Genomic DNA, 20,494 nt, shown 5'->3' with positions numbered 1-20,494 from the left:
GCGGTCAGCCCCACACCTCCTCGGCCGTCTCGACGATCAGCCGGAGCTTCGCGACCTCCTCGTCGTAGGACAGCACGTTGCCCTCGACCGTCGAGGAGAATCCGCACTGCGGCGACAGGCACAGCTGTTCCAGGGGAACGTATCGGCTCGCCTCGTCAATGCGCCGCTTCAGCGTGTCCTTCGACTCCAGCGCGCCGCGTTTCGTGGTGACCAGGCCGAGCACGACCATCTTGCCGGGCGGGACGAACCGCAGCGGGGCGAAGCCGCCCGAGCGGTCGTCGTCGTACTCCAGGAAGAAGCCGTCGACGGCCAGCTCGCTGAACAGCGCCTCGGCCACGAAGTCGTAGCTGCCCTCGGCCGCCCACGAGGACCGGAAGTTGCCGCGGCACATGTGTGTGGTGACCGCGAGCCCGGCCGGGCGGTCCGCGATCGCCGCGTTGATCTGGCGGATGTAGCGCAGGTGCTGGTGCTCGGCGTCGTCGCCGCGCTCGGTGAGCAGCCGGCGCTGTGCGGGATCGTTCAGGTAGGCCAGGCTGGTGTCGTCGAGCTGGAGATATCGGCAGCCCAGCCCGGCGACCCGCCGCACCTGCTCCGCGTACGCCGCGCTGAGGTCGGCCCAGAACTGGTCCTCGTCCGGGTAGACGGCCGGATCGATCGCGGCCCGGCCGCCGCGGTAGTGCACCATGCTCGGCGAGGGGATCGTCAGCTTGGCGGTGACCTCGGGGTCGACGGTGTCGGCGAGGAAGGCGAAGTCGTCGCCGAAGACGGTCTCCTGCAGCCGGACCGGCGCGTCGATCGCGAGCGCCGCGGACTCGAAGTCGAGCTCGCCGGCCGCGTTGCGGAAGTGGACCTGGATCTTCTCGTCCGTTGGCCGGATGCCACCGAGGCGGTAGATGAAGTCCATGTGCCACGACGTCCGGCGGAACTCACCGTCGGTCGCCGACCGCAGGCCGACGTCACGCTGCATCCGTACGATGGCGCGGATGGCGTCGTCCTCGACGGCTCGCAGCTCGTCGGGGCCGATCTCGCCGGTTGCCCGCCGCTCTCGGGCCTCGAGCAGGTGGGGCGGGCGTAGCAGACTGCCGACGTGGTCGGCTCGGAACGGCGGGACGTCGCGGAGCGTCATCGGATTCCTTCCGTCGCTGATAGTCGCGTCTCGATATCTGCGTACACCTCCGCGCCGTCGGTCGCCAGGGTGTGACCGAATCCGGGGTCCATCCGGTTCTATCAGCAGAGGCCGGGTGCGACAGCGAGGAGAGCGGCAGTGGAAGCGGACATGCGGGAGCAGTTCGACCGGGCGGTCGGCGACGATCCCGGCATCGACCTGGGCGAGCTGGCACACGCCGCCATCGCCGAGGGCGGCCGGATCCGCCGCCGCCGCAGGCAGACGGCCGCGGCGGGCGTCGCGGCCGGTGTGGTGATCGTGCTCGGCGTCGTGGCCGGCCTGAATCTGCCGTTCCGGGCGCCGGGGTCGCAGGGCCCGCCGGTGACGCCCGGTGCCGCGATGATGCCGGTCGCGGCGCCGTCGTGCTCGAAGCCGGTGGAGCGCGACGCCACCGACGTGGGCATCTTCCTGGGCGCCGGCACGACCGAGGGGCAGCGGTCGGCGGTGGCGTCGTCGCTGGGCAACGACGGGCGGGTGGCCGCGATGCACTACGAGAGCCGGGCGGAGGCCTTTGAGCGGTTCAAGAAGCTGTGGGCGGACGATCCCGACTTCGTCGCCTCGGTCAGCGCGGACCAGCTACCCCCGTCGTTCCGCGTGCGCCTGGCGGACGCCGCGCAGTACGCGGCGTTCCGCGCGCAGTACGCGGCGATGGACGGCGTCGACCAGATCGTCGGCCGTACCTGCCCGGCGAGCGCACCGATCGGCGGGATCCTGTGACCGAGACCGTGATCCCGAGCCGGCCCGCGGACGACACCGGTACCGGCGGCGGCGTCCGCCGCCGGGGAAAGGCGGCCCGGGACGCGGAGTTCACCGCGTTCGTGGAGTCCGCCGCTACCCGGCTGCGACGCAGCGCGTACCTGATGTGCCGGGACTGGCATCTCGCCCAGGACCTGACCCAGCACACCCTGGCCAAGATGTACGCGTCCTGGGCCCGGATCCGTACCGCAACGAACCTGGAGGCGTACAGCAGGCGGGTGCTGATGAATCTCGTCCTGGACCGGCAGCGGCGGCGCAGCGGATCCGAGATCGTGCTGGCCGAGCTGCCGGACCGGCCGGACGGCGCCGCGGCGGGTACCCCGGAGCTGCGCCTCGCCCTGGTGGACGCGCTGGCCCGGCTCACCGTCGAGGACCGGGCCGTCCTGGTGCTGCGTCACGCCGAGGACCACAGTGTCGACACCGTCGCCGCGATCCTCGGAGTCTCGGCATCGGTGGTCAAGATGCGCAACGCCCGCGCGCTGGCCCGCCTGCGCACCCTCCTCGGCGACGAGTTCGCCGACCGCTGAGGCGGGCGCGGGTCACGCCAGGGGTTCCACCTCGGTGTCGACCGGGCCGGTGGTGTTCAGGATGTCGAGGGCCCGCTGCGAGAGGACGAGTTCGTTGGCCTTGTCGATGGCGAAGTCGTCCACGCCGGCCTGGCCGTCGATCACCAGTTCGGTGAACGGGGGTAGCTCCCGGCCGGGGTACATCTCGTCGAAGTCCTCGGAGGTGGTCACCCGCATCGCCCGGGTGTGGAATCCGGTGAGCCCGGCCTGCTGGAACCGGTCGGCGAGCGCCGTCGTGGCGGCGAACGCCGGATGGGCGGTGATGAGCTCGTCGCCGAGCCAGCCCTCGAACTCGTACGCCAGCTGGGTGACCCGAGGCTGATCGCCGCTGTAATCCATCACGGTGTCTTCACCGAGGCCGCCCGGCACTTCCGGACGGACGATGTAGTACTGCATCGACGGTTCCTCTCGAGGAGAGCGGAAGGGGAGTCTATCGCCGTCACGGCCCCGAAGAGGCCGGCGTCGGCGTGGGGTTGGTCGAGACCGGAGGCCTGATCGGCGGGGTGAAACAGGCGCCGAACATGTCGTCGACCCGCTGCGCCTCGGCGAGGATCTGCTCACGGGTCGCGTTCGGGAACGCCTGGTAGAACTTGTTCCAGATCTTGCGGATCTGGCTCAGGTGGACCGTGTTGTTGATCTCGTTGGGTATGCCGCGCAGGTTCTCCGCCGAGTTGATCTCGGAGGTGGTGAACCGGCCCGGGAAGAGTTTCTCGACCTGTCGCTCGACCGCGTGGTGCACCCGGATCTTGCCCTTGAGCCACGGGAAGATCTTGAAGAAGGTGTCGCGGTAGCTCTTGGTCGTCGAGCTGCCGACGGTGGCGCCGTTGGCGCCGCCCGGGTTGGTGACGGTCACCTTGGGCGGCGTCGAGGAGACCGGCCCGGACGTCGTCGCGGTGGCGTTCGGCGACGAGCTCTGCGTCGCGCCCGCCTCGGGCGGCGGCTGCTGTGACGACGTCTTCTCGGGTGGCGGCTTCGACTCCGGCGGCGGCTCGCCGCCCCCGCCCCCGCCGCCGCCGTTGCCGACCATCGCCATGGCGACGGGGATCGCCGCGGCGCTCAGCGCCGGCATGATCGCCTTGGTGTTGGCGACGATGCTGGGGAGGCTGAACGACGGCGCGGAGAAGTTGCGCAGCGCGGCGACGCCGCCCTCGCCGATGTCGGCGATCCCGGAGGCCGCGGCACCGCCACCGCCGCCGCCGAGCGAGAGGCCCTTGACGCCCAGGGCCGTGGCGATCACGTCGACCGGTAGGGCGCCCAGCTTGCGGGAGAGCTCGTCGTCGGAGAGCTGCTCGCCCTTGTAGTTCTTGCCGGTGGTCAGCTCGCCCGAGGTCTTGATCACGTTGGCGGTGCCGATCGCGGTGCCGGTCAGCACCAGGCCGGTGACGATGGCGCCCTCGCTGACGCCGGTGAACGCGGCCGCGCCGGCGAGCAGCGGCGCGGCGGCGGCGCCGCCGGTCATCACGATGGCGGCGCCGATGGCGACGGTTCCCGCCGCGATGGCGAACCCGATGCCCACCTGCGTCCAGTTGACCTTCCAGGCGCCGTTGCGGTCCACCTGGTTGACCGGGTCGCATCCCGCGTACGTGTAGAGGTTTGTGGAATCGCGCAGCCCGGCCGGGTCGGCCGACGCCCAGCGGGCGAGCCAGGGCGCGTAGTACCGCGCGCCGACGCAGTACAGGCCGGTCTCGTTGTCGCGTTCCCGGCCGATGAACCGGTCCCGCTTGCGGGCGTCGGCCTCCGAGCGGGCCGCCCGGTACGCCGTGCTGCCGTACGGGGTGTACTCCTCGAAGCTGAGCAGCCGCCCGTCGCCGTCGGCCTCGACCGCCACCGAGCCGAGGTGATCGGGGATCTGGTGCCGGATCTGGCGCCGGGGCGTGTCGTCGTCGACGTCGTTGCGGGCGGTCACCCGGGCGATCGTGTTCTTGCCGTCGCCGACGGCGAGGGTGTTGCGGATCAGTCCGCTGTGCGCACCGGCGTGCCGCCGGACGACCTCAAGACCGGCGAGGTAGATCCGGTCGGTCCGGACACCGCCGCCGGCGCGTTCGGTGACTTTTCGGGTACGGGCGCCCGAGGAGTCGTACACGTAGTAGGTGCGCTCGGCGCGGCCGTCCGCCGACCGCTGGCGCCGCGAGGTGCGCAGCTGGTCGAGGTGGTTCCAGCCGATCGCCTCCAGGTGCGGCATCCGCGTCAGGTTGCCGTGCCGGTCGTAGCCGTAGTGCTCCGGTGTGGACCCGCCGGTGGACAGCGTCGTGGTGTCCAGCCGGTTGCCGTGCTGCTCGTACGCGAACGTCCGGCTCCACCCGCGATGCCGCGGGTCGTGACCGCGATGCCGGAGCCGGGTCACGTTGCCCACGTCGTCGTACTCGTACTCCTCGGTGTAGCGGGCCACCGCGCGCTGGTCGTCCGGCAGCGCGACACCGGGCAGCCGCGGACCCGCGGTGCGCGGCCGGGCGCCGAGGCGGCTGAGCTGCTCCCGTCCGGTCGCGCGGATCAGGCGGTACAGCGGGTCGTAGATGTATCCGGAGCTCGCGTCCACCCGCTGGTTGCGGAAGAAGACCGGCCGGTGTGCCTCGTCCGCGATCGCGGTGATGTTGCCGACCGGGTCGTAGGTGTACGCCAGGCGTTGCAGGTCCCGGCGGCCGCGTTCCCGGGTGGTGACGAGGCCGGTCATCCGGAACGTCAGCGGGTCGTAGTCGAAGGTGGTGACCACGCCGTTGCCGCGCTCCAGCCGTCGCCGCCGGCCCTTGGCGTCGAACACGGTGTGCCGGATCAGCGGCGTCCAGCCGGTGCCGCCCTCGATCCGCAGGTCGAGGCCGAGCAGCAGGTTGGAGCGGTTGTAGCGGTACCGGGTGACGCTGACGCCGAAGCCGTCCTCGGCCGGGTTCGTCAGGGTCCGCACCCGGTTCAGCGCGTCGAACTCCGACGACGCCAGGTACTCGCCGGGCAGCAGCGCGGGCTCCGCGGCGGCGAGCAGGTCGGCGTCGGCGGCGCCGTCGAGGGACCAGTCGACCACGGTGCGGAATTGCTCGGCGACGCGCCGGACGGACCGTACGGGATTGCCCTTGAAGTCGTAGTCGGTGAAGAGCGCCGCGCCCGACTGGTCGAGATGCAGATGGACCCGGGTGCGGCCGTTGTGCCGCTCGGCGTCCGGCGCGGACTCGCCGTAGACGGTCCGCTCGGTCACCACCTCCCGGCCGCGGTCGTCCGGATCCGCGCCGCGGACGGCGATCCGCACCAGCCGGCGCAGCGCGTCGTAGACCGGCCGGGTGCGGTGGCCGCGGCTGTCCCACTGCCGCAGCGGCTTGTCGTCGACGTCGCACAGGGTCCACCGCGTGCCCGAGTCCATGGCGTCGCGGCGCAGCTCGCGGCCGATCAGGTCGAACACGCTGCGGGTCACCACCCGGCCGAGGGGCGACAGCGCCGTCATCGAGTCCCGGACCGCCATCGGGTTGCCCTCGATGTCGTACTCGCAGCGGGTGTCCAGCAGGACCGGCGCCGGCCGGAAACCGTTGTGCGCCCGGGTCAGGAAGGCCCGTTGCAGTGGATCGAGGTGGGTGGTGGACGGGGTGCGCGCGTGCGCCTCGGACTGCTCGGCCGCGGCCCGCTCGCGCGGGCCGAGCGCGCCACCGATCCTCTGCGCGTGCCAGGTCCGCCAGTCCGGGCCGGTGGTGGCGAAGTGCCCGGCCATCACGCCGCCGACGTCGGGGTCGGTGCGCGGATCTTGCAGGACGGTGTCGTTGCGGTCCCAGTCGGTGCGGTGCCAGGCCCCGAACGTCACCTTCTCGTACGTGTGGTCGGGGCTCAGCGTCGCCACCACCCGCTGGGCCGGGTCGTAGAACTTGATCGTGCTGACGCCGCGGGTCGCGCCGTACTCGAAGCCGTGGTCGAAGGTGAAGAACGGCTCGTAGACCCGGACGGGGTTGCCCTTGTTGTTCAGCACCCGCCACCCGGTGGAGATCCACCGTGGCCGGTCTGGCTGCGCCGGGTCGGGATCGGCCTCCACCTTGCTCTGCACGTCGTGGCCGAAGCCGTCGCAGTAGGAGAACGCGTTTTGAAGCCCGGAGCGCCGTCCCGGTGCCAGGTCCGACTCGTGGGTCTCCCGGACGATCGAGCGCACCGACGGCGGTTGCGGCGCCGGGTCGTCCCGGGTGCGGTGATAGGCGAAGACGTCGTAGCAGTACCGGCGGCCGGCCTTGCGGATCAGCGCCGGCGCGGTCTGCTCCGGCGGACCGTCCGGGCCCCGGTCGTCCAGGGCGTCGTCGTCGAAACCCGCCAGCGAGTCGCCGAGCTCCTCGTCCTCCTTGCCCATCGACGCGGTGGCGACCAGCATGCCCAGCGTGTCGACCGCGGCCTGCGCCCGGTTGCCGTTGGGGTCGGTGACGTACAGGGCGCGCATGATGCGGTAGTCCACGCCCGATCCGGCGGCGTCGCGCCGCCCGGCCGTCGTCCGGTTACCCAGCTGGTCGACGGTCTCGACCACCACGAGGTCGTACCCGTCGTAGATCGCCTCCCGGTCCCGGCTGGTCACCCCGTCCTGGAACGGGTCGCGGGCGCGGCGCGGCAGGAAGAAGTGCCGGCGGGCGAAGGCGAGCTCGTCCGCGGCGCCGTCCTGCCCGGCGGGGGACAGGAAGGTCAGGTCGCCGGGGAGCCACCACTGGCCCGGCGGGTCGCCGGCCGGGAACGCGCCGGCCGCGGCCAGCTCCGAACCGCTGCGGTAGCCGCCCTCGCGCAGCACCGCGTCCAGGTCGTCGAGCAGGTCGGTGTCGCGCCGGAAGGTGTGCCGCAGCAGGGTTTCGTCGAAGCACAGCCGGAAGGTGCAGCCGGCGACCGCGCGTGGCTCCAGCGCGCCGAGTGGCAGCATCGCCGTCGCGTCACCGGCCGCGGCGCCCAGGTCGTCGGGGCGGTACAGGACCCGGGAGTGGTCGATCAGGCGTCGCCGGCCGGGCCCGCCGTCGGTCCACTCCTCGAAGGCGAAGCGCAGGCCATCGCGGGGCCGCGCCCCGGTGATCTCGTACGCCCGGACGTCGGCGGGCAGCGGTATGCGGAAGTGGTCGGCCGTGTCGACGAAGGCGGTCATCGTGTTGTGCGCCGAGGTCACCAGCGTCCGGCCCTGCGCGGCGCGATCCTCGTCGGTGGGCAGCGCCGGGTCCGGCGTCCGGCGCCCGTACGCGATGGTCACCTCGTCCAGCACGTGCCCGGCGTCGTCGACGGCCAGGATCAGCGAGTGGTCGACCCGGGGATCCTCCGGGTCGCGCTCGTAGGTGTAGGTCAGGCGTTCCCGGGGATGGGCGAGGAAGACGGCGTGCCGGTTCGCGCCGCGCCGTTGCAGCGTCCGGATGGTGAAGTTCTGCTCGAGGACGGTGTACGGGTGCCGCTCGGCCGGGGTGCCGTCGAGGCCGTACACCTCCTGGCGCAGCAGCGAGCCCTTGAGCGCCCGGCAGGCCTCGCGTTCCTCGTCGAAGGTGAGGCCCTCGGGCAGGACGGTGTCCGGTAGCAACCGCCGGCGTGCCTCGGCGTCGTCGTCTGCCCAGGCGGGCTCCCGGTAGTACTCGCCGCGGTCCTTCGGCCCGAGCAGGCCGGCGAAGTAGTCGCTGACGTGTTCGCGTCCCAGGTAGACGCCGGTGTGGAACCAGGACTTGGTGTAGACGGGCGGCACGTGGGTGCCGTCGGACGGCACCGTGGAGTCCTCGGTGTCCCACTGCTCGACCAGCCCGAAGCCGCGCGGCTCCCGCTCGACGGCGTCGAAGTACTGATGGTGGTAGGCGTAGCGGGAGGTGAACCGGTGCCGGTTGACGTGGTCGAAGACCTCGGTCCGGGCCACCACGTGCACGGGGAACGGCGACCGGGTGATCCACGGCCGGCCGGCCGCCTTGTCGGCGAGGTAGTAGGAGGTCGACGACCGGTAGTGCACCCGGGTCTCGGCGCCGAGGTTGTTCGCCATGCTGGTCAGCAGGTGCGGCTTGGCGCCCATCAGGTCGAGGTAGCGCAGCTGCCGGCGCGCGTCGCCCGGCAGCGGCGACGACCAGACCAGGCAGGCGGTCCCGTTGCCGAGCAGGTCGAGCAGCTCGACGCCGGCCAGGTTGTCGGTCAGCGGGAAGCCGTCCAGGCGGTGCGGCGCGCTCAGCGCGTTGCCGGACTGGTTGAAGTACAGCCGGGGACCGGTGCCGTGCAGGTAGACGACGTCGGTGGTGCCGGAGCCGTCGAGGTCGCCGAGGCGCACCTTGGCCGCCGAGAACTGGCCGTCGGTGTCGAAGCGCGGCACGTTGCGCATCGTGATCCGCCGCCCGAACCGGCCGTAGCCCAGGTTCGGCCAGTACGCGACGTCGCCGTTGCGGATCCGGACGATGTCCGAGAGGCCGTCGCCGGTCATGTCCGCGAGCTGGACGTTCTCGGTGGCGTCGGCGAACACCACCCGGGGCCCGCGGCGTTCGTCGCCGGGCACCGGTATCCGGAACGCCGGACCGAATCCGTCCAGGCCCAGCCCCCGGTGCCAGACGAGGGAGTCGCCCTCGGTGATGAGCACGTCCGGCAGGCCGTCGCCGTCGAGATCCACCAGGCGCAGGTTCGGATCGTCCGGGTCGACGGTGAGCCGGTGGCGGAACGGGCGGAACGGCCGCCAGCCGTCGTCCTCGTCGTGCTGGTAGACGCCGGCGTCCGGGCCGCCGAGCACGGCGAGGTCCAGCCGGCCGTCGCCGCCCAGGTCCATCAGCTGCGCGGGGGTGCGCAGGGTGTGGTTCGGCCGGGCCGGCACCGCCTTCAGCGGCCCGAAGCGCACCTCGCCGTCCGTGCCGGCGCTGAGGTTCGGCAGGAAGTACCAGCCGCCGCCCTGCTCGCTGAAGGCGCCCGGTATCCCCTCGCCGTTGAGGTCAAGCCAGCGGAACGTCCGGCCGTCCAGGCCCTGCGGCAGCGATCCGAGCTGGTCCGCGGCGACGGTGTGCACCCGGTTCCGCACCGTCGCCGCGGAGTACGTCATCTCCACCGGCGGCAGCGCGCGCCGCCGGTAGCCGGCGCCGTCCCGGCGGAACCTGGCCTGGGTGACGGCGACCAGCTCGGCGTAGACCGGCCGGTCCACCGTGGTCGGGTCGGTGCGCGGCGAGTAGCTCAGCTCGGCCGCGCCGACAAGGGTGTCCGCGCCGACCGAGGGCTCGTCCGGAAAGGAGTGGAACATCAGCACCCGGCGGCACAGCCGGGCGGTCCGGATCTCGAATCCGGACCGGTACGCCGAGAACGGGTCGTCCCGGGTGCCCCAGGGCCGGTCCGGCTCGATCCGCGGGTGCTTCTCGTCGTGGTCGCCGTAGTCGAAGACCGCGGTGAAGTGCCATCGCGTGTCCCGTACCGCCGCGTCGCCGGGGAAGCGCGGCCGCTCGCCGTCGGCGTCCAGCCACGGCGTCGCGTTGCCGTACCGGATCCGCTTGAGGTAGCGCTGCGCGGTGCTGCGGTGGTCGTCCTCGGCGGCGTACTCGTACCGGGCGACGTTGCCGGCGGTGTCGCGGGTCTCGCAGACCAGCCAGCCGAAGATGTTCCGCTCGTCGGCCGGGTCGGTGATCCGGGAACCGGGATCGGCGCCGTAGCTGGTGAGCACGTTCTCGGGGGACAGGGTCCGCCAGTGCACGTCGGCCGGGTCGCCGATCCGGGTCCACCGCTCGACGCGGGCGAACGTCGCCTCGATCCGCGGGCGGTAGCGGCGCACCTCGTACCCGTCGACCCGGTGCGGCGGCCCGGCCGGTACCAGGTCCTCGGCCGCGGAGAGCACGAACACGTCGGACTCGTGCGCGTCGTCGTAGCGGGGCAGACCCTTGTCGGTCTTGCGGACGATCGCCGGCAGGTTGAGGCCCCAGCCGAGGCCGAACGGCCCGTTGCCCGACCCGGAGTCGTACGACAGGTCCAGCCGCGGCCCGAAGCCGTCGCGTCCCGGGGTGAGCGGCAGCGGGATCGTGAACGAGGCCGTGCCGGTCACGGCGTCGACGCCGAACTTCTCGCCGATGCCGCGGATCGCGCCGCCGCCGGTGGGCAGGGAGACGCTCGGCAGCTCCGGCGCCGCGGGCAGGCCGGCGGCCGGCGGCTGCCGCTGCGGCGCAGGCGGACCCGGCGGTGCGGCCTCGGCGGCCGCGCCGCCGGCCGGGTCCGGCGGTGGCCCGGCGGCGGGCGTGGCTGGCAGCATCGTCAGGCCCGCCGCGCGCCGGTACGCTCCGTCGTGAGCTCGTAGTGCACGAGAAGGAAGATCCGGTTGGCGTCCCGCACCGGCCGGTCGAACTCGAAGCTGCCGACGAGCCGCGTCTCGGCGGAGCTGACCGGGCCGACGTCGACGTCCACCACGCCGTGGTAGAAGCCGCATTTCTCGCCGCCGGCGACCAGCTGGAACTGGTATTCGACCTCGGGCTCGCAGCGGGCCCACCCCGCCACCGCGAACTCCAGGTCCACGTGCGTGCTGGGCGCCGCGTGCGGGGACTCCAGGAAGATCTCTACCCGGCGCACCCGGGCGCCGCGACCGCTGGTCAGCCCGGCGAAGTAGTCCCGGGACAGCCGCAGGTCGAGCCGGCGGTAGCCGCCCTCGCCGGTGAACCGGGCCCACTCCTGCGGCATCTCGTGCGCCAGGTCGATGAGCCGCTCGCCGGCGTCGGGCAGGCGCTCGCGGGCGTACGCGGCCGCCGCCCGGCGCAGCACCGGGCCGCCCTCGCGCGCCGTGTAGTTGACGTGCAGCACGGCGTCGGCCAGCTGGTCCAGGTCGAAGTCGTTGTTCTCCGGCGGGATCTCCAGGCACCACGTGCTGACCGCGCCGGCGTACTCGAACGGCAGGTAGCGCTCGTCGCGGAACATCAGCTCGAACAGCCCGGCGTCGTTCTGGCCGGTGGAGGTGGCGATGGCCTGGCGGTTGCCGAAGTCGCGTACCGCGCGGCGGTCGCCGCACTCCAGCGGGTAGCCCGCCGAGCTGCCGCACCGCTCGCCGCACCCGTCGCCGCAGCCGGCGCAGTCCCCGCCGCCGCAGGCGCAGCCGCACGGCCCGGACGCGGGCTCGTCGCAGCAGCACGCCTGCGGCCCGAGCAGCCGCGGCTCGACCCGGACGGTGCTGGCCAGCAGCGTCAGCCGGGCGTGCACCCCGGTGTACGGGCCGACGACCGCCGGCACGGTCAGCGACACGCTCTTGAGCCGGCGCAGGTAGTGGCCCGGATAGTCCAGGTCGAACAGCCACTCGGGCAGCTCGACCGTGCACGCGCCGGTCACCTTGAGGTCCAGGAACGCCGAGCCGAAGAACTTGCGCAGCGAGACGTGCTTGGTCAGCTCGTAGTCGCGGACGTTCTCGCTGGTGTACGCGGCCTCCATGCGGCGAACGGCGAGGGTGAGGTGCTCGCCGGCGGTCAGCCCGTGGTGCAGGTCGCTCCAGGCGGAGCGGGGCACGAACCGGCGGTCGGTGAAGCCCCGCTCGACGTTGAACGCGCGCTCGGCCTGCCGGGCGGCGCACTCGGCGATCTCGTACATCTGGCGGTAGAGCCCGGCCACCTCCTTGCTGAGCCAGAGGAACCGCGCGTGCGAGGTAGCCTTGTCCCGCAGCAGCTCGACGACCTCCCGGGCGTTCTCCACCTGGCGCTGGATGTTGTTGACCTCCGCCAGCGCGGCAGCGCGGCGCCGCTCGGCCGCCAGGATGTTCCGCTCGGCCTGCGCGATCTCCAGGGTGGCCAGCTCGCGCTGGAACATCCAGTCGGTGAGCCGCCGGTCCCAGCCGGCCTCGGTGTTGCGCAGCCCGGCGGTGCCGGACAGGATCGTCGCCACCTGCCCGGAGATCCGGGAGATGCCGGAGAACACGTTCGCCAGCTTGGTGCCGAGCGGCAGCTGGGTGAAGGCGGTCGTGCCGACGAAGACGTCGGGGATGGCGCCCATGACCACGCCGATCGCCTCGGTCACGCTGGACGCGCCGGTGGCGCCGAAGGAACCGTTGCTCAGCTCGCGGTAGTCGATCTCACCGGCGATCTCGCCCCGGATGATGAGCGCGTTGTAGTAGTCGTACCGGGTCTGCGCGGTCTGCTTGGCCAGGCGCAGGCCCTGCGCCTGCCAGTCGGAGTCGCGCCACTGTTCCTTGCGGATCGCGCCGCTCAGGTGCAGGACCTGCTGCTCGTGCCGGGTACGCACGGCGGCGAGCAGCTCGGCGTCGCCCTTGTCCAGCGCGCTCTGCAACTCCGCGCCGAACGCGGTGACCTGCGCGGCGAAGTCGGCGGCGCGGCTGAGCACGTAGCCGAACCGGTACGGGCTGGCCGGGCAGCAGCAGTCCGCGCCGGCGCACCCGGCGCCGCCGCACCCGCACCCGCAGCAGCCGTGGTCGGAGTCGCCCGGCTCGGCCCGCAGCGCCGCGCGCCGGTCGGCGACCCGCGTGTAGAGCGACATCAGCCACGGGTTCAGCGGTGCGTCGCACGGCTGAAAGTTCGCGACGGTGCCGGGCTCACGGGAATCCCCGCAGCCCGGCGTGGTCACCGGCGTCGGGCCGAGCAGCTTGGCCGCACCGTCCAGGATGAGCCGGGCCCGGCCGCGGCCGGCGGCGGTGCGCTCCTGCTCCGCGCAGCGCGCCCATTCCAGCAGCGTCTCCAGGTACTCCAGGGTGAGGTGCCGCCGCCGGGCGGTGTCGTCGTCGGCCTCGGTTCCGTCGCAGCAGCCGCCGCGGCGCGCGAACGCCTCGCCGACGCGGGCCGCCTCGCCCCGCCGCCGGCGCCGGGGCAGCTGGTCGTGGTCGTCCGCCCCCGGCCGGCACCACCGGTTGTCGCCCAGCATCGGGTCGTACGCGGTCGCGTACCAGGCGGTGGCCGCCTCCGGGCGGCACCGGGCCCGCAGCGCGCAGGCCACGGTGATCGCCTCGGCGAACGGGTCGGCGGGGAACAGCGGCGCGCCGGGATCGAAGTACAGGAAGTACGGGTACGCGGTGAGCTTGCCGAGGCCGGGGTTGTTCTCCGGCAGGATCACCACGTCCGGGGTCACCTGCGGCACGACGGTCGCCTGATCGGAGGCGATCTCGTAGCGGAAGCCCGGATCCGGCGGCGGGGCCGCGCCGGGCAGCAGGCCGCCGCCGCCGACCCGCAGCAGCAGGACGTCGCGCTCGCGCCCTACCAGGGTGAGGGTGGTGGTGGCCGCGCTCGCGCCCGCCGGGATCCGCAGGCCGCCGACGGACCGGCGTGGCTGCCGGATCTCGCCGTTGCGGACGTGCGCCCACACCAGGTGCACGGATCCCTTGGCCGGCCACTCCAGCATGCCCGCGGCCGTGGTGGCGTCGTGCCAGCCGGGCCAGTCGGCCACCTGCTGGATCTCCTCGAACGTCGCCGTGTCGACAAGCCAGAAGTAGTACTCGTCCGGCACGGCGCCGCGGCGGTCGCCGCCGTCGCGCGGCCGGAACGGCTGTCCGGCCGGCGGCACGGCCGCGGCCGGCACCCGCAGGAAGCGGGCGCCCAGCCGGATCGCCGCCTCGATCCACAATGGCAGCGTCCCGTCGACGGTGCGGGGGAGCACCACCTCGGCCCTCAGACCGATGCCGCCCCCGTCACCGTCGTTGTCACCACCGTCGTTGTCGCCACCGTCGTTGTCGCCGCCGTCGTCCGCCTGGATCGGCGGTGGCGCCAGCCAGGAGCGGGTGCCGGCGTCCTCCGGGGTGCCCAGCAGCCCCAGGCCCTGCCGGGCCGGGGTCAGCCGGGTCAGCGCCGAGGCGTCGCGTTCCTGCAGGAGCAGCAGGCCGGGGTGGCGCGGCGGGCCGGCGTGCGCCGGCCAGGACTCGAGGCCGCCCGGTACCGGCATGGACACCGTCGCGCGGTGCAGTTCCCGCTCCAGGAGCCGGAAGCTCTCGGTGCGCCGGGCCGCGGCCAGCTCCCGCGCGCCGGCCCCGTTCTCGCGGTACAGCTGCCCGCGCCGCAGGCCGCCCCACACCTCGCAGGTGGCGTACCGCTCGTCCCAGCGGCGGACGAACGCCGGGTCGGGCCGCCAGAGCTCCAGGCCGAGCCGGGTCCGGGCGATCAGCGACTGCGCGGCGGCGATGCCGGCGTCGATCCGGGTGATGGTGGCCTCGACGCCGGTACGCACGTCGGTCAGCAGCAGGTCGCTGAGCTGCTCGGCCGAGGTCACCGCGCCGCCGCCCTTGCCGGGCAGCGGCACCCGGCCCATCCGGACCAGGTACGCCACCAGCGCGTCGCGCGCGTGCACCCGCAGGCAGTCGTCGAGGCGCCGCAGATCGCGGTAGCGCGCCGGCGCGCCGTTGCCCACGAAGCCGGCGCGTACCAGCGTCACCAGATTGAGGTTGCCGCCGGAGCCGAGCAGGTCCTCGGCGGCCCACAGGTCCGGCCGGGCCGGCGCCAGGTCGGCGATCGCGAAGCGGTGCGTGATACGCCGGACGATCCGGTCGGCGTGCCACACCCGGGTCGGCCAGCGTTCGTCGGTGAGCGCGTCCGCGGCGAGGGTCGTCGCGGGCTGGTAGGTGAGCACCTGCGGCGCGTGCGCGAGGTTGACGCCCAGGTGGCGCAGCAGCTGAGCCGGATTATCCGGCTGGTCGCCGGCGGCCTCGTCGTACAGCAGCCAGACCGGGTCCTCGCTGGCCGGCTCGGCGCGCCGGTTCAGCTCGACGTGGTCGAACAGCCGCTCCCAGACGTCGAACCAGGCCTGCCGGCGCACCGTCGAGGGCGCGGCCCGGTCGTCCGCCGCGGGCGGCAGGTAGGTGTCCAGCAGCGGCAGCAGGTTGGGGTCGAGATCGACGGCGTGCGGCCGCCAGCCGGCGCCGCCGGCGTCGGAGAACGCCAGCCCGGCCAGCCGGTCGCCGTGCTCCAGCAGGTAACCCAGCTCCGACTGGCCGTAGTCGGAGAAGATCTGCGCCGACAGTCCGAACCGGTACGCCAGCAGCAGCGCCTTGAAGGCGCGCTGGTAGGTGCGGCGGACGTCGCGCAGCGTGCTGACGTACTGGGCGCGGAGCAGCTCGGCGGGCACCCCGCCGACCAGCTTGCCGTTGACGCCCGCGCCGAGCGGCGCGTCCTTGGCGGCCTGGTACAGCCGCTCGGCCGGGATGGCGGTGCGCTCGCCGCCGGTGTCCGGGCCCCGGTACTCCACCAGCAGCCCGCACCGCAGCGCCTCGGCGTCGGACAGCTCGTCGTCGCCGGGCGCGTCCCGGACCAGCTCGATGCTCAGCTCGTACACGCCGCGGCGCAGCGCGAGGTCCGAGGTGCGGTGGCAGTCGGGCTCGTCGTTCCAGCGGTGGTTGAGCAGCGTCCAGCGTTTCTGGCCGCGGTTCAGCCGTACCCGCCAGTGCTGGCCGCCGTGCTCGGCGTCGCGGCCCCAGAACGAGTAGTCGCCGTCCTGCTCGACAAGCAGCAGGCCGGACCAGACGCTGCGGAACGCCGACACCCCGCCGAGGACCTGGGCGCCGCGGGCGCCGATGCCGATGCCGTTGCGCACCCCGGCCCAGCGCTGCTGCGCCGCGGGCAGGGCGGCGTCCAGGGCCGGGATGAGGGTCGGCACCGGCGCGTTCCACGAGTTGCGGGTCGCGGTGTACAGCGCGGTGCCGGCCTGGATCTCGCGCCACAGGGGAGCGCCGGCCGACGGCACCGTGTGCTCGGCGAGCAGCCCGGTACCGACCAGGGCGGTCAGCGTGGCGTACGCGCTGCCGGCCGGGCCGTCCCAGGTGACGTCGGGCCGGTGGCCGTCGTCCTGCTCCCAGGGCGGCGGTGCGGCGAAGTTCTCGTCGGCGAGCAGCGACCGCAGCAGCCGGGCGGCGAGCAGCGTGGTCGCCTCGCCCTGCCCGGTGCCGCCGTCCGGAGCGTCGTCCGGGTCGCCGCCGTCGAGGTGCAGCACGTGTTCGGCCAGGTGCCGGGCGATGATCCGGCAGCGGGCGTGGAACAGGGCGAACCGGTGCCGGAACCACCGCCAGCGCTCGGCCTCGTCGGGCTCGGCGACCAGGTGCTCCCAGGCGGTCTCCAGGTCGGGGAAGAGGAAGCCGAACCGGGCCAGCTCCAGCCGGGGCGCGGCGAGCAGGTCGCGTACCGCCTGCGGCTCCTGTCCTTGCAGCGGCCGGACGCGGCTCAGCTTGGCCAGCACGGCGGCCTCGGTGAGCGGCGCGGCGGCCGACAGCTCGCCCGCGACGCCGTCGTAGCGCAGCGGGGAGCCGGGCGTGTTCCACATGGCGGCGGCGCCGCCGCCCGCCAGCGGTACCGTCCATCGCCGCTGCGCGGCGGTCACCGCGACTCCCGCGTCGTGCAGCACGCCCGGGAACAGGCGCGCGCCGAGCGCGGTGAGCCGGTCGCCGGCCGGCGCGCCGCCGACCTCCTCGCGCAGCACGTCGCCGACGCGATGCCAGGAGTACGACCCGGCGGTGTCGTCGTCCACCGTGGCGTCGAGCAGCTTGCGGCGCAGCGCCCACAGCGAGAACCGGGCCTCGTCCTCCGGGTCCCGCAGCGGGTCGACCTCGGCCTCGATGCCGGAGGCGAGCGGATAGGGGTCGTCGCCGCCCAGGTGCGGTTCGGCCGTGCACAGGTAGCTGAGCTCGCCGATGCCGAAGCGGGACGCGAGGATCTTCGAGAGCTGTTCGGCGAACCGCAGCGTGTGGGTGGGGCGGGCGTGCCAGGTGCGGGCCGGCACGGCCGGATCGAAGCCGCCGAGCCGCGACAGCGGGTCCAGGTTGGCGCGCAGCAGGCGCTGGAAGGTGGCGGCCCTGCCGGGCGAGCGATGCTTGCGCGGGGTGTGCCGGGAGAGCCGCGTGATGAGCTCGTCGACGACGCCGTCCGGCGGGGCGCCCGCGCCGCGCCAGAGGTCCAGCAGCGTGCCGAGCGCCACGGCGGACAGCCCGAAGCGCTCCCGGAGCAGTTGCAGCGCGACGAGCTGCGGCGGGAAGTCCGGGTTCACCTGCCCGGCGTCGTCGAAGAGCCGCAGCACCGTGCAGATCTCGGCGAGCTCGGCGAACGACGGCGCGAACGTGCAGCGCAGCTTGCGCCACAGCCGGGCGATCAGGGCGAGCCGCACCCACGGGCCGTCGGTCTCGGCGTCGTCGAAGTCCAGGACGTAGTCGGCCGGGCAGCAGGGTGCGCAGTCGGGGAAAGGGACCGGTTCGGGCTCGCCGTCGCGCGGCCGGGTGTAGAGCCGTCCGGGCACGTAGCCGGTGGCCATCAGCTCGGCCAGCTCGCAGTACTCCAGCCCCAGCCGGGTCAGCAGCTCCGGCAGCGCCTTCGCGACGACCTTCCAGCGGTCGCCCTCATCGCGGAAGCCGTACAGCACGGCGAGGTTCTCGCCGGCGGGCGTCTCGCCGAACAGCGTCGTGTATTCGGCCGGTGAGACGCACAGATATTCCAGCGCCAGGTCGAGACGCACCGGGTAGCGCCACACGTGCCGAGGGAAGGCCGCGGGCTCGCCCGCGCGCTCCAGGACGAACTCGGTGATGTCGCGGCGGAATCCGCGCAGCACGTCGAACCGGGTGGTGCCCATCGCCTCCAGGTGCCGGCGGTTGACGTCCAGCCGCTGGTCGTAGGGCAGTTCCGGCGCCGAGAAGTCGCCGGCCAGGATCTCGTACGCGGCCGGCTGCGCGACCGGCACGGCGGGCGAGGAGTACGCCGGCACCGCGTCGAACCACGCCTGCGCCGGCTCCGGAACGCCCGCCGGGTCGGTGTCGTGCACCACGCCGGCGCTCGTACCGTTGGCCACCATGGCCTCGAGCGACTCGTTGACCAGGTCGATGACCGGAACGGCGATCTCGGCGTTCGCGGCCGTGGCGGCCAGGTCGCCGAACGGCCCGGCGCGGAGGGCCAGCGCGTCGCCGAGCGGCCGGCCGGCCACCTCGACGTCCAGCAGGGCACGCAGGTAGGCGGTGCTGCCGGTGGGCGACATCGCGCAGTCGGGTTCGCAGTTGACCACGTCGCCGGGGTTGATCGGCCAGAACACCCCGCCGCCCCCGCCGGGCACGGCGTTCGGGTCGCCGCCGGCGGCGATGTAGATGTCGCGCACGTACTGGCCCTGGTACGCGGGCGTGCCGATCAGCGCGTCGGCGAACTCCCGCCCGCTCAGCGCGGTGATCGAGTCGCGGCCGGTGAAGCCGCGGGCGTACAACGACTCGGCGAGGGAGAAGTGCAGCTTGTCGTCGACGCCGGCCACCGCGGTGACGGCGTAGAGGCCGTCCAGCACGTCGACGGCCTGCGCGAGCCAGGCCGCGGCGTCCGGATCCAGGCCGAGCGTGGCGATCACGGCATCCCGGTCGGCGGACGACAGTCCGTTGCCCCATTCCCAGGCGGCGTCGAAGGAGCCCCGGTACCCGTCGAAGAAGAGCTGGATCAGGTCGGTCGCCGGGCGCGGCAACGCCTCGGGTTGGCCCGGGGTGGCGGCCCCGGGCCCGAGGGCGCCGGTGGAGACCTGGAAGAACGCGTGCAGCATGCGGACGAACGCCGCGACGCGCTCCTCGAAGGTCCCCGGCCCGACGGCGGCCGGCAGCCGGCCCGGGTGGGCGGTGAAGACCGTCACCCAGTTCGCGTACGTGATCTCGGGCGGTTTCGGCGCCGGCCAGGGATCGGTGTCGAGGTTCTTGACGCTACTCAGGGCGAGGCCCTCGGCGATGACGTCCGCGATCAGCGGCCGGGTGTCGCCCTCCTGCAGTGCCGCGCTCAGCACCAGTTCGAGGTGGGCCGCGGCGAGCGCGGGGTTGCCCATTATGGAGTTCCAGAACGGCGCGATGTCGCGTTCCGGCTCGGGATCGGGGTCCGGCATGCTGCGGTAGGCCGCATACCCGGTGGTCAGGGCCAGTCCGACGCCCGGTGCGCAGACCGGGGTGACGCCCTGGACGGCGCCGAGCGCGCGCAGCCGGCGTGCCGCCATCTCGAGGGATACCGCGGGATCCTCGACGATGATGTTCTCCTCGACCGCCTTGCGCAGCAGGTCGAGGATCGTCACCTCGTCCGCGAGCGTGGCGAGCCGGTAGCGCACGTCGGCCGACACGTCCGGCGGCAGGCTGGCGGCGAGCGCGTAGAAGTACTGCGGCGGGATGTCGAACTGCGGGATCACTCGGACACCACCACCGTCACGGTCGGCACGCCGCCGGACGGCAGCGCCAGGCCGGGGAAGACCGGAACGGTCAGGGCCACCCGGGTGGCGTCCTTGGCCTTCTGCTCGCAGGCCAGCGCGGCGGACACCCCGTACACGTACTTGGCGAGCACGTCGGCGCGGGTGCTGTGCACCGCGTAGTAGGTGACCAGGTCCGCCTCGAACTGCCGGCGGGCGGTCTCGTCGGCGCCGACGTCGCGGTACAGGTACTCCAGGGGTTTCTGCGGCTCGGGCAGCGGCTCGAGGATGCGGTTGTAGACGATCTCCCGGGCCAGGTGCCGGGACTGCGCGGGGGTCAGCGCCGCCAGGTCGGGCGGGCTACCCGGCCCGGGATCCTGCGCCACGACGGTCTGCATGGCCTTCAGCACGGCGTCGAACGGCGGCGGCGTGCCGTCCGCCGGAACGTCCAGGAACGTGGTGCCGGGCGGCAGCCCGACCAGGGGCGCGGGCAGCGCGACGTATGCGGCGACCGGGTCGAGCGCGGCGTACGAGTTCGCCGTCGGCGGGTTCGGCAGCGAGCCCGGCGCCAGCTCGACGTTGAAGTTGAAGTTCTTCGCCGACACCGGCGTGGTCTGCCCGCCCACCGTCCGGGTGACGACCAGCCGCAGGTCGCGGCTGAGATACTCGCCGGCGCCGGGTGCCGGCACCTGCACGGCGGCGGTGGCGACCGGACCGGGCCCGGGCGGCCCCGGGTCGTTGTGCTGGACAATCGTCGAGTTCGGGTCCGCCGGATCGTAGATCGCCGTGCCGAGCAGTGCGCCCGGCTTCTTGGCGTCCGGATCGGCGAACGAGCGGTCCCGGACCTCGACCGACAGGCCCTCGAGGTAGTCCGTGAACTTGAAACCGCTCGTGGGCTTCTCCGGGTGCAGCCGGACGACGATGACGGACATGAGCCCTCCCCGAGCATGACGCATCGATGCGCGCTCCGGAGCCGCGAGCTCCCCCGGACGGTGTGTCCACTCTGGTGTTGTGAGCG

Annotated in this window: 7 protein-coding genes; 2 read left to right on the top strand and 5 right to left on the bottom strand. The window is 73.3% G+C overall.

The window, feature by feature from the left end; translation table 11 throughout:
• Positions 1 to 4: 4 nt before the first annotated feature.
• Positions 5 to 1,126: a 5-methyltetrahydropteroyltriglutamate--homocysteine S-methyltransferase gene (locus BJ971_RS25640; RefSeq protein WP_184995759.1), complete on the bottom strand. Its 1,122-nt coding sequence runs from the start codon at positions 1,124 to 1,126 to the stop codon at positions 5 to 7.
• A gap of 138 nt (positions 1,127 to 1,264) precedes the next feature.
• On the opposite strand from BJ971_RS25640, the gene BJ971_RS42285 reads away from it, so the two are divergent.
• Positions 1,265 to 1,882: a permease-like cell division protein FtsX gene (locus BJ971_RS42285; protein ID WP_184995758.1), complete on the top strand. Its 618-nt coding sequence runs from the start codon at positions 1,265 to 1,267 to the stop codon at positions 1,880 to 1,882.
• Positions 1,879 to 2,448: a SigE family RNA polymerase sigma factor gene (locus tag BJ971_RS25630; RefSeq protein ID WP_184995757.1), complete on the top strand. Its 570-nt coding sequence runs from the start codon at positions 1,879 to 1,881 to the stop codon at positions 2,446 to 2,448. Before BJ971_RS42285 ends, BJ971_RS25630 begins: the two co-directional genes overlap by 4 nt.
• Positions 2,449 to 2,460: 12 nt before the next feature.
• Here BJ971_RS25630 and BJ971_RS25625 read toward each other — a convergent pair whose 3' ends face one another.
• Genes BJ971_RS25625 through BJ971_RS25610 form a run of 4 tightly spaced genes read right to left on the bottom strand, consistent with a single transcriptional unit; the run spans position 2,461 to position 20,408 of the window.
• Positions 2,461 to 2,883, bottom strand: a complete 423-nt coding sequence (locus tag BJ971_RS25625) for a hypothetical protein (protein WP_184995756.1) — start codon at positions 2,881 to 2,883, stop codon at positions 2,461 to 2,463.
• Positions 2,884 to 2,926: 43 nt separating this feature from the next.
• Positions 2,927 to 10,648, bottom strand: a complete 7,722-nt coding sequence (locus BJ971_RS25620) for a SpvB/TcaC N-terminal domain-containing protein (RefSeq protein ID WP_184995755.1) — start codon at positions 10,646 to 10,648, stop codon at positions 2,927 to 2,929.
• A gap of 2 nt (positions 10,649 to 10,650) precedes the next feature.
• Positions 10,651 to 19,479 (bottom strand): Tc toxin subunit A-related protein, encoded by an 8,829-nt coding sequence (locus BJ971_RS25615; protein ID WP_184995754.1) that lies wholly within the window; start codon positions 19,477 to 19,479, stop codon positions 10,651 to 10,653.
• Positions 19,476 to 20,408, bottom strand: a complete 933-nt coding sequence (locus BJ971_RS25610; RefSeq protein WP_184995753.1) for a hypothetical protein — start codon at positions 20,406 to 20,408, stop codon at positions 19,476 to 19,478. Before BJ971_RS25610 ends, BJ971_RS25615 begins: the two co-directional genes overlap by 4 nt.
• Positions 20,409 to 20,494 lie beyond the last annotated feature (86 nt).

The sequence above is a fragment of the Amorphoplanes digitatis genome (assembly GCF_014205335.1).
In the GTDB taxonomy this organism is placed as follows: domain Bacteria; phylum Actinomycetota; class Actinomycetes; order Mycobacteriales; family Micromonosporaceae; genus Actinoplanes; species Actinoplanes digitatus.
This window is presented reverse-complemented; position numbering and strand designations above follow the sequence as displayed.

What these genes read in the sequence shown, in the direction of transcription:
- BJ971_RS25625 (WP_184995756.1), bottom strand. Translation starts at nt 2,883, where the DNA reads ATGCAGTACTACATCGTCCGTCCGGAAGTGCCGGGCGGCCTCGGTGAA.
- BJ971_RS25610 (WP_184995753.1), bottom strand. Translation starts at nt 20,408, where the DNA reads ATGTCCGTCATCGTCGTCCGGCTGCACCCGGAGAAGCCCACGAGCGGT.
- BJ971_RS25620 (WP_184995755.1), bottom strand. Translation starts at nt 10,648, where the DNA reads ATGCTGCCAGCCACGCCCGCCGCCGGGCCACCGCCGGACCCGGCCGGC.
- BJ971_RS25640 (WP_184995759.1), bottom strand. Translation starts at nt 1,126, where the DNA reads ATGACGCTCCGCGACGTCCCGCCGTTCCGAGCCGACCACGTCGGCAGT.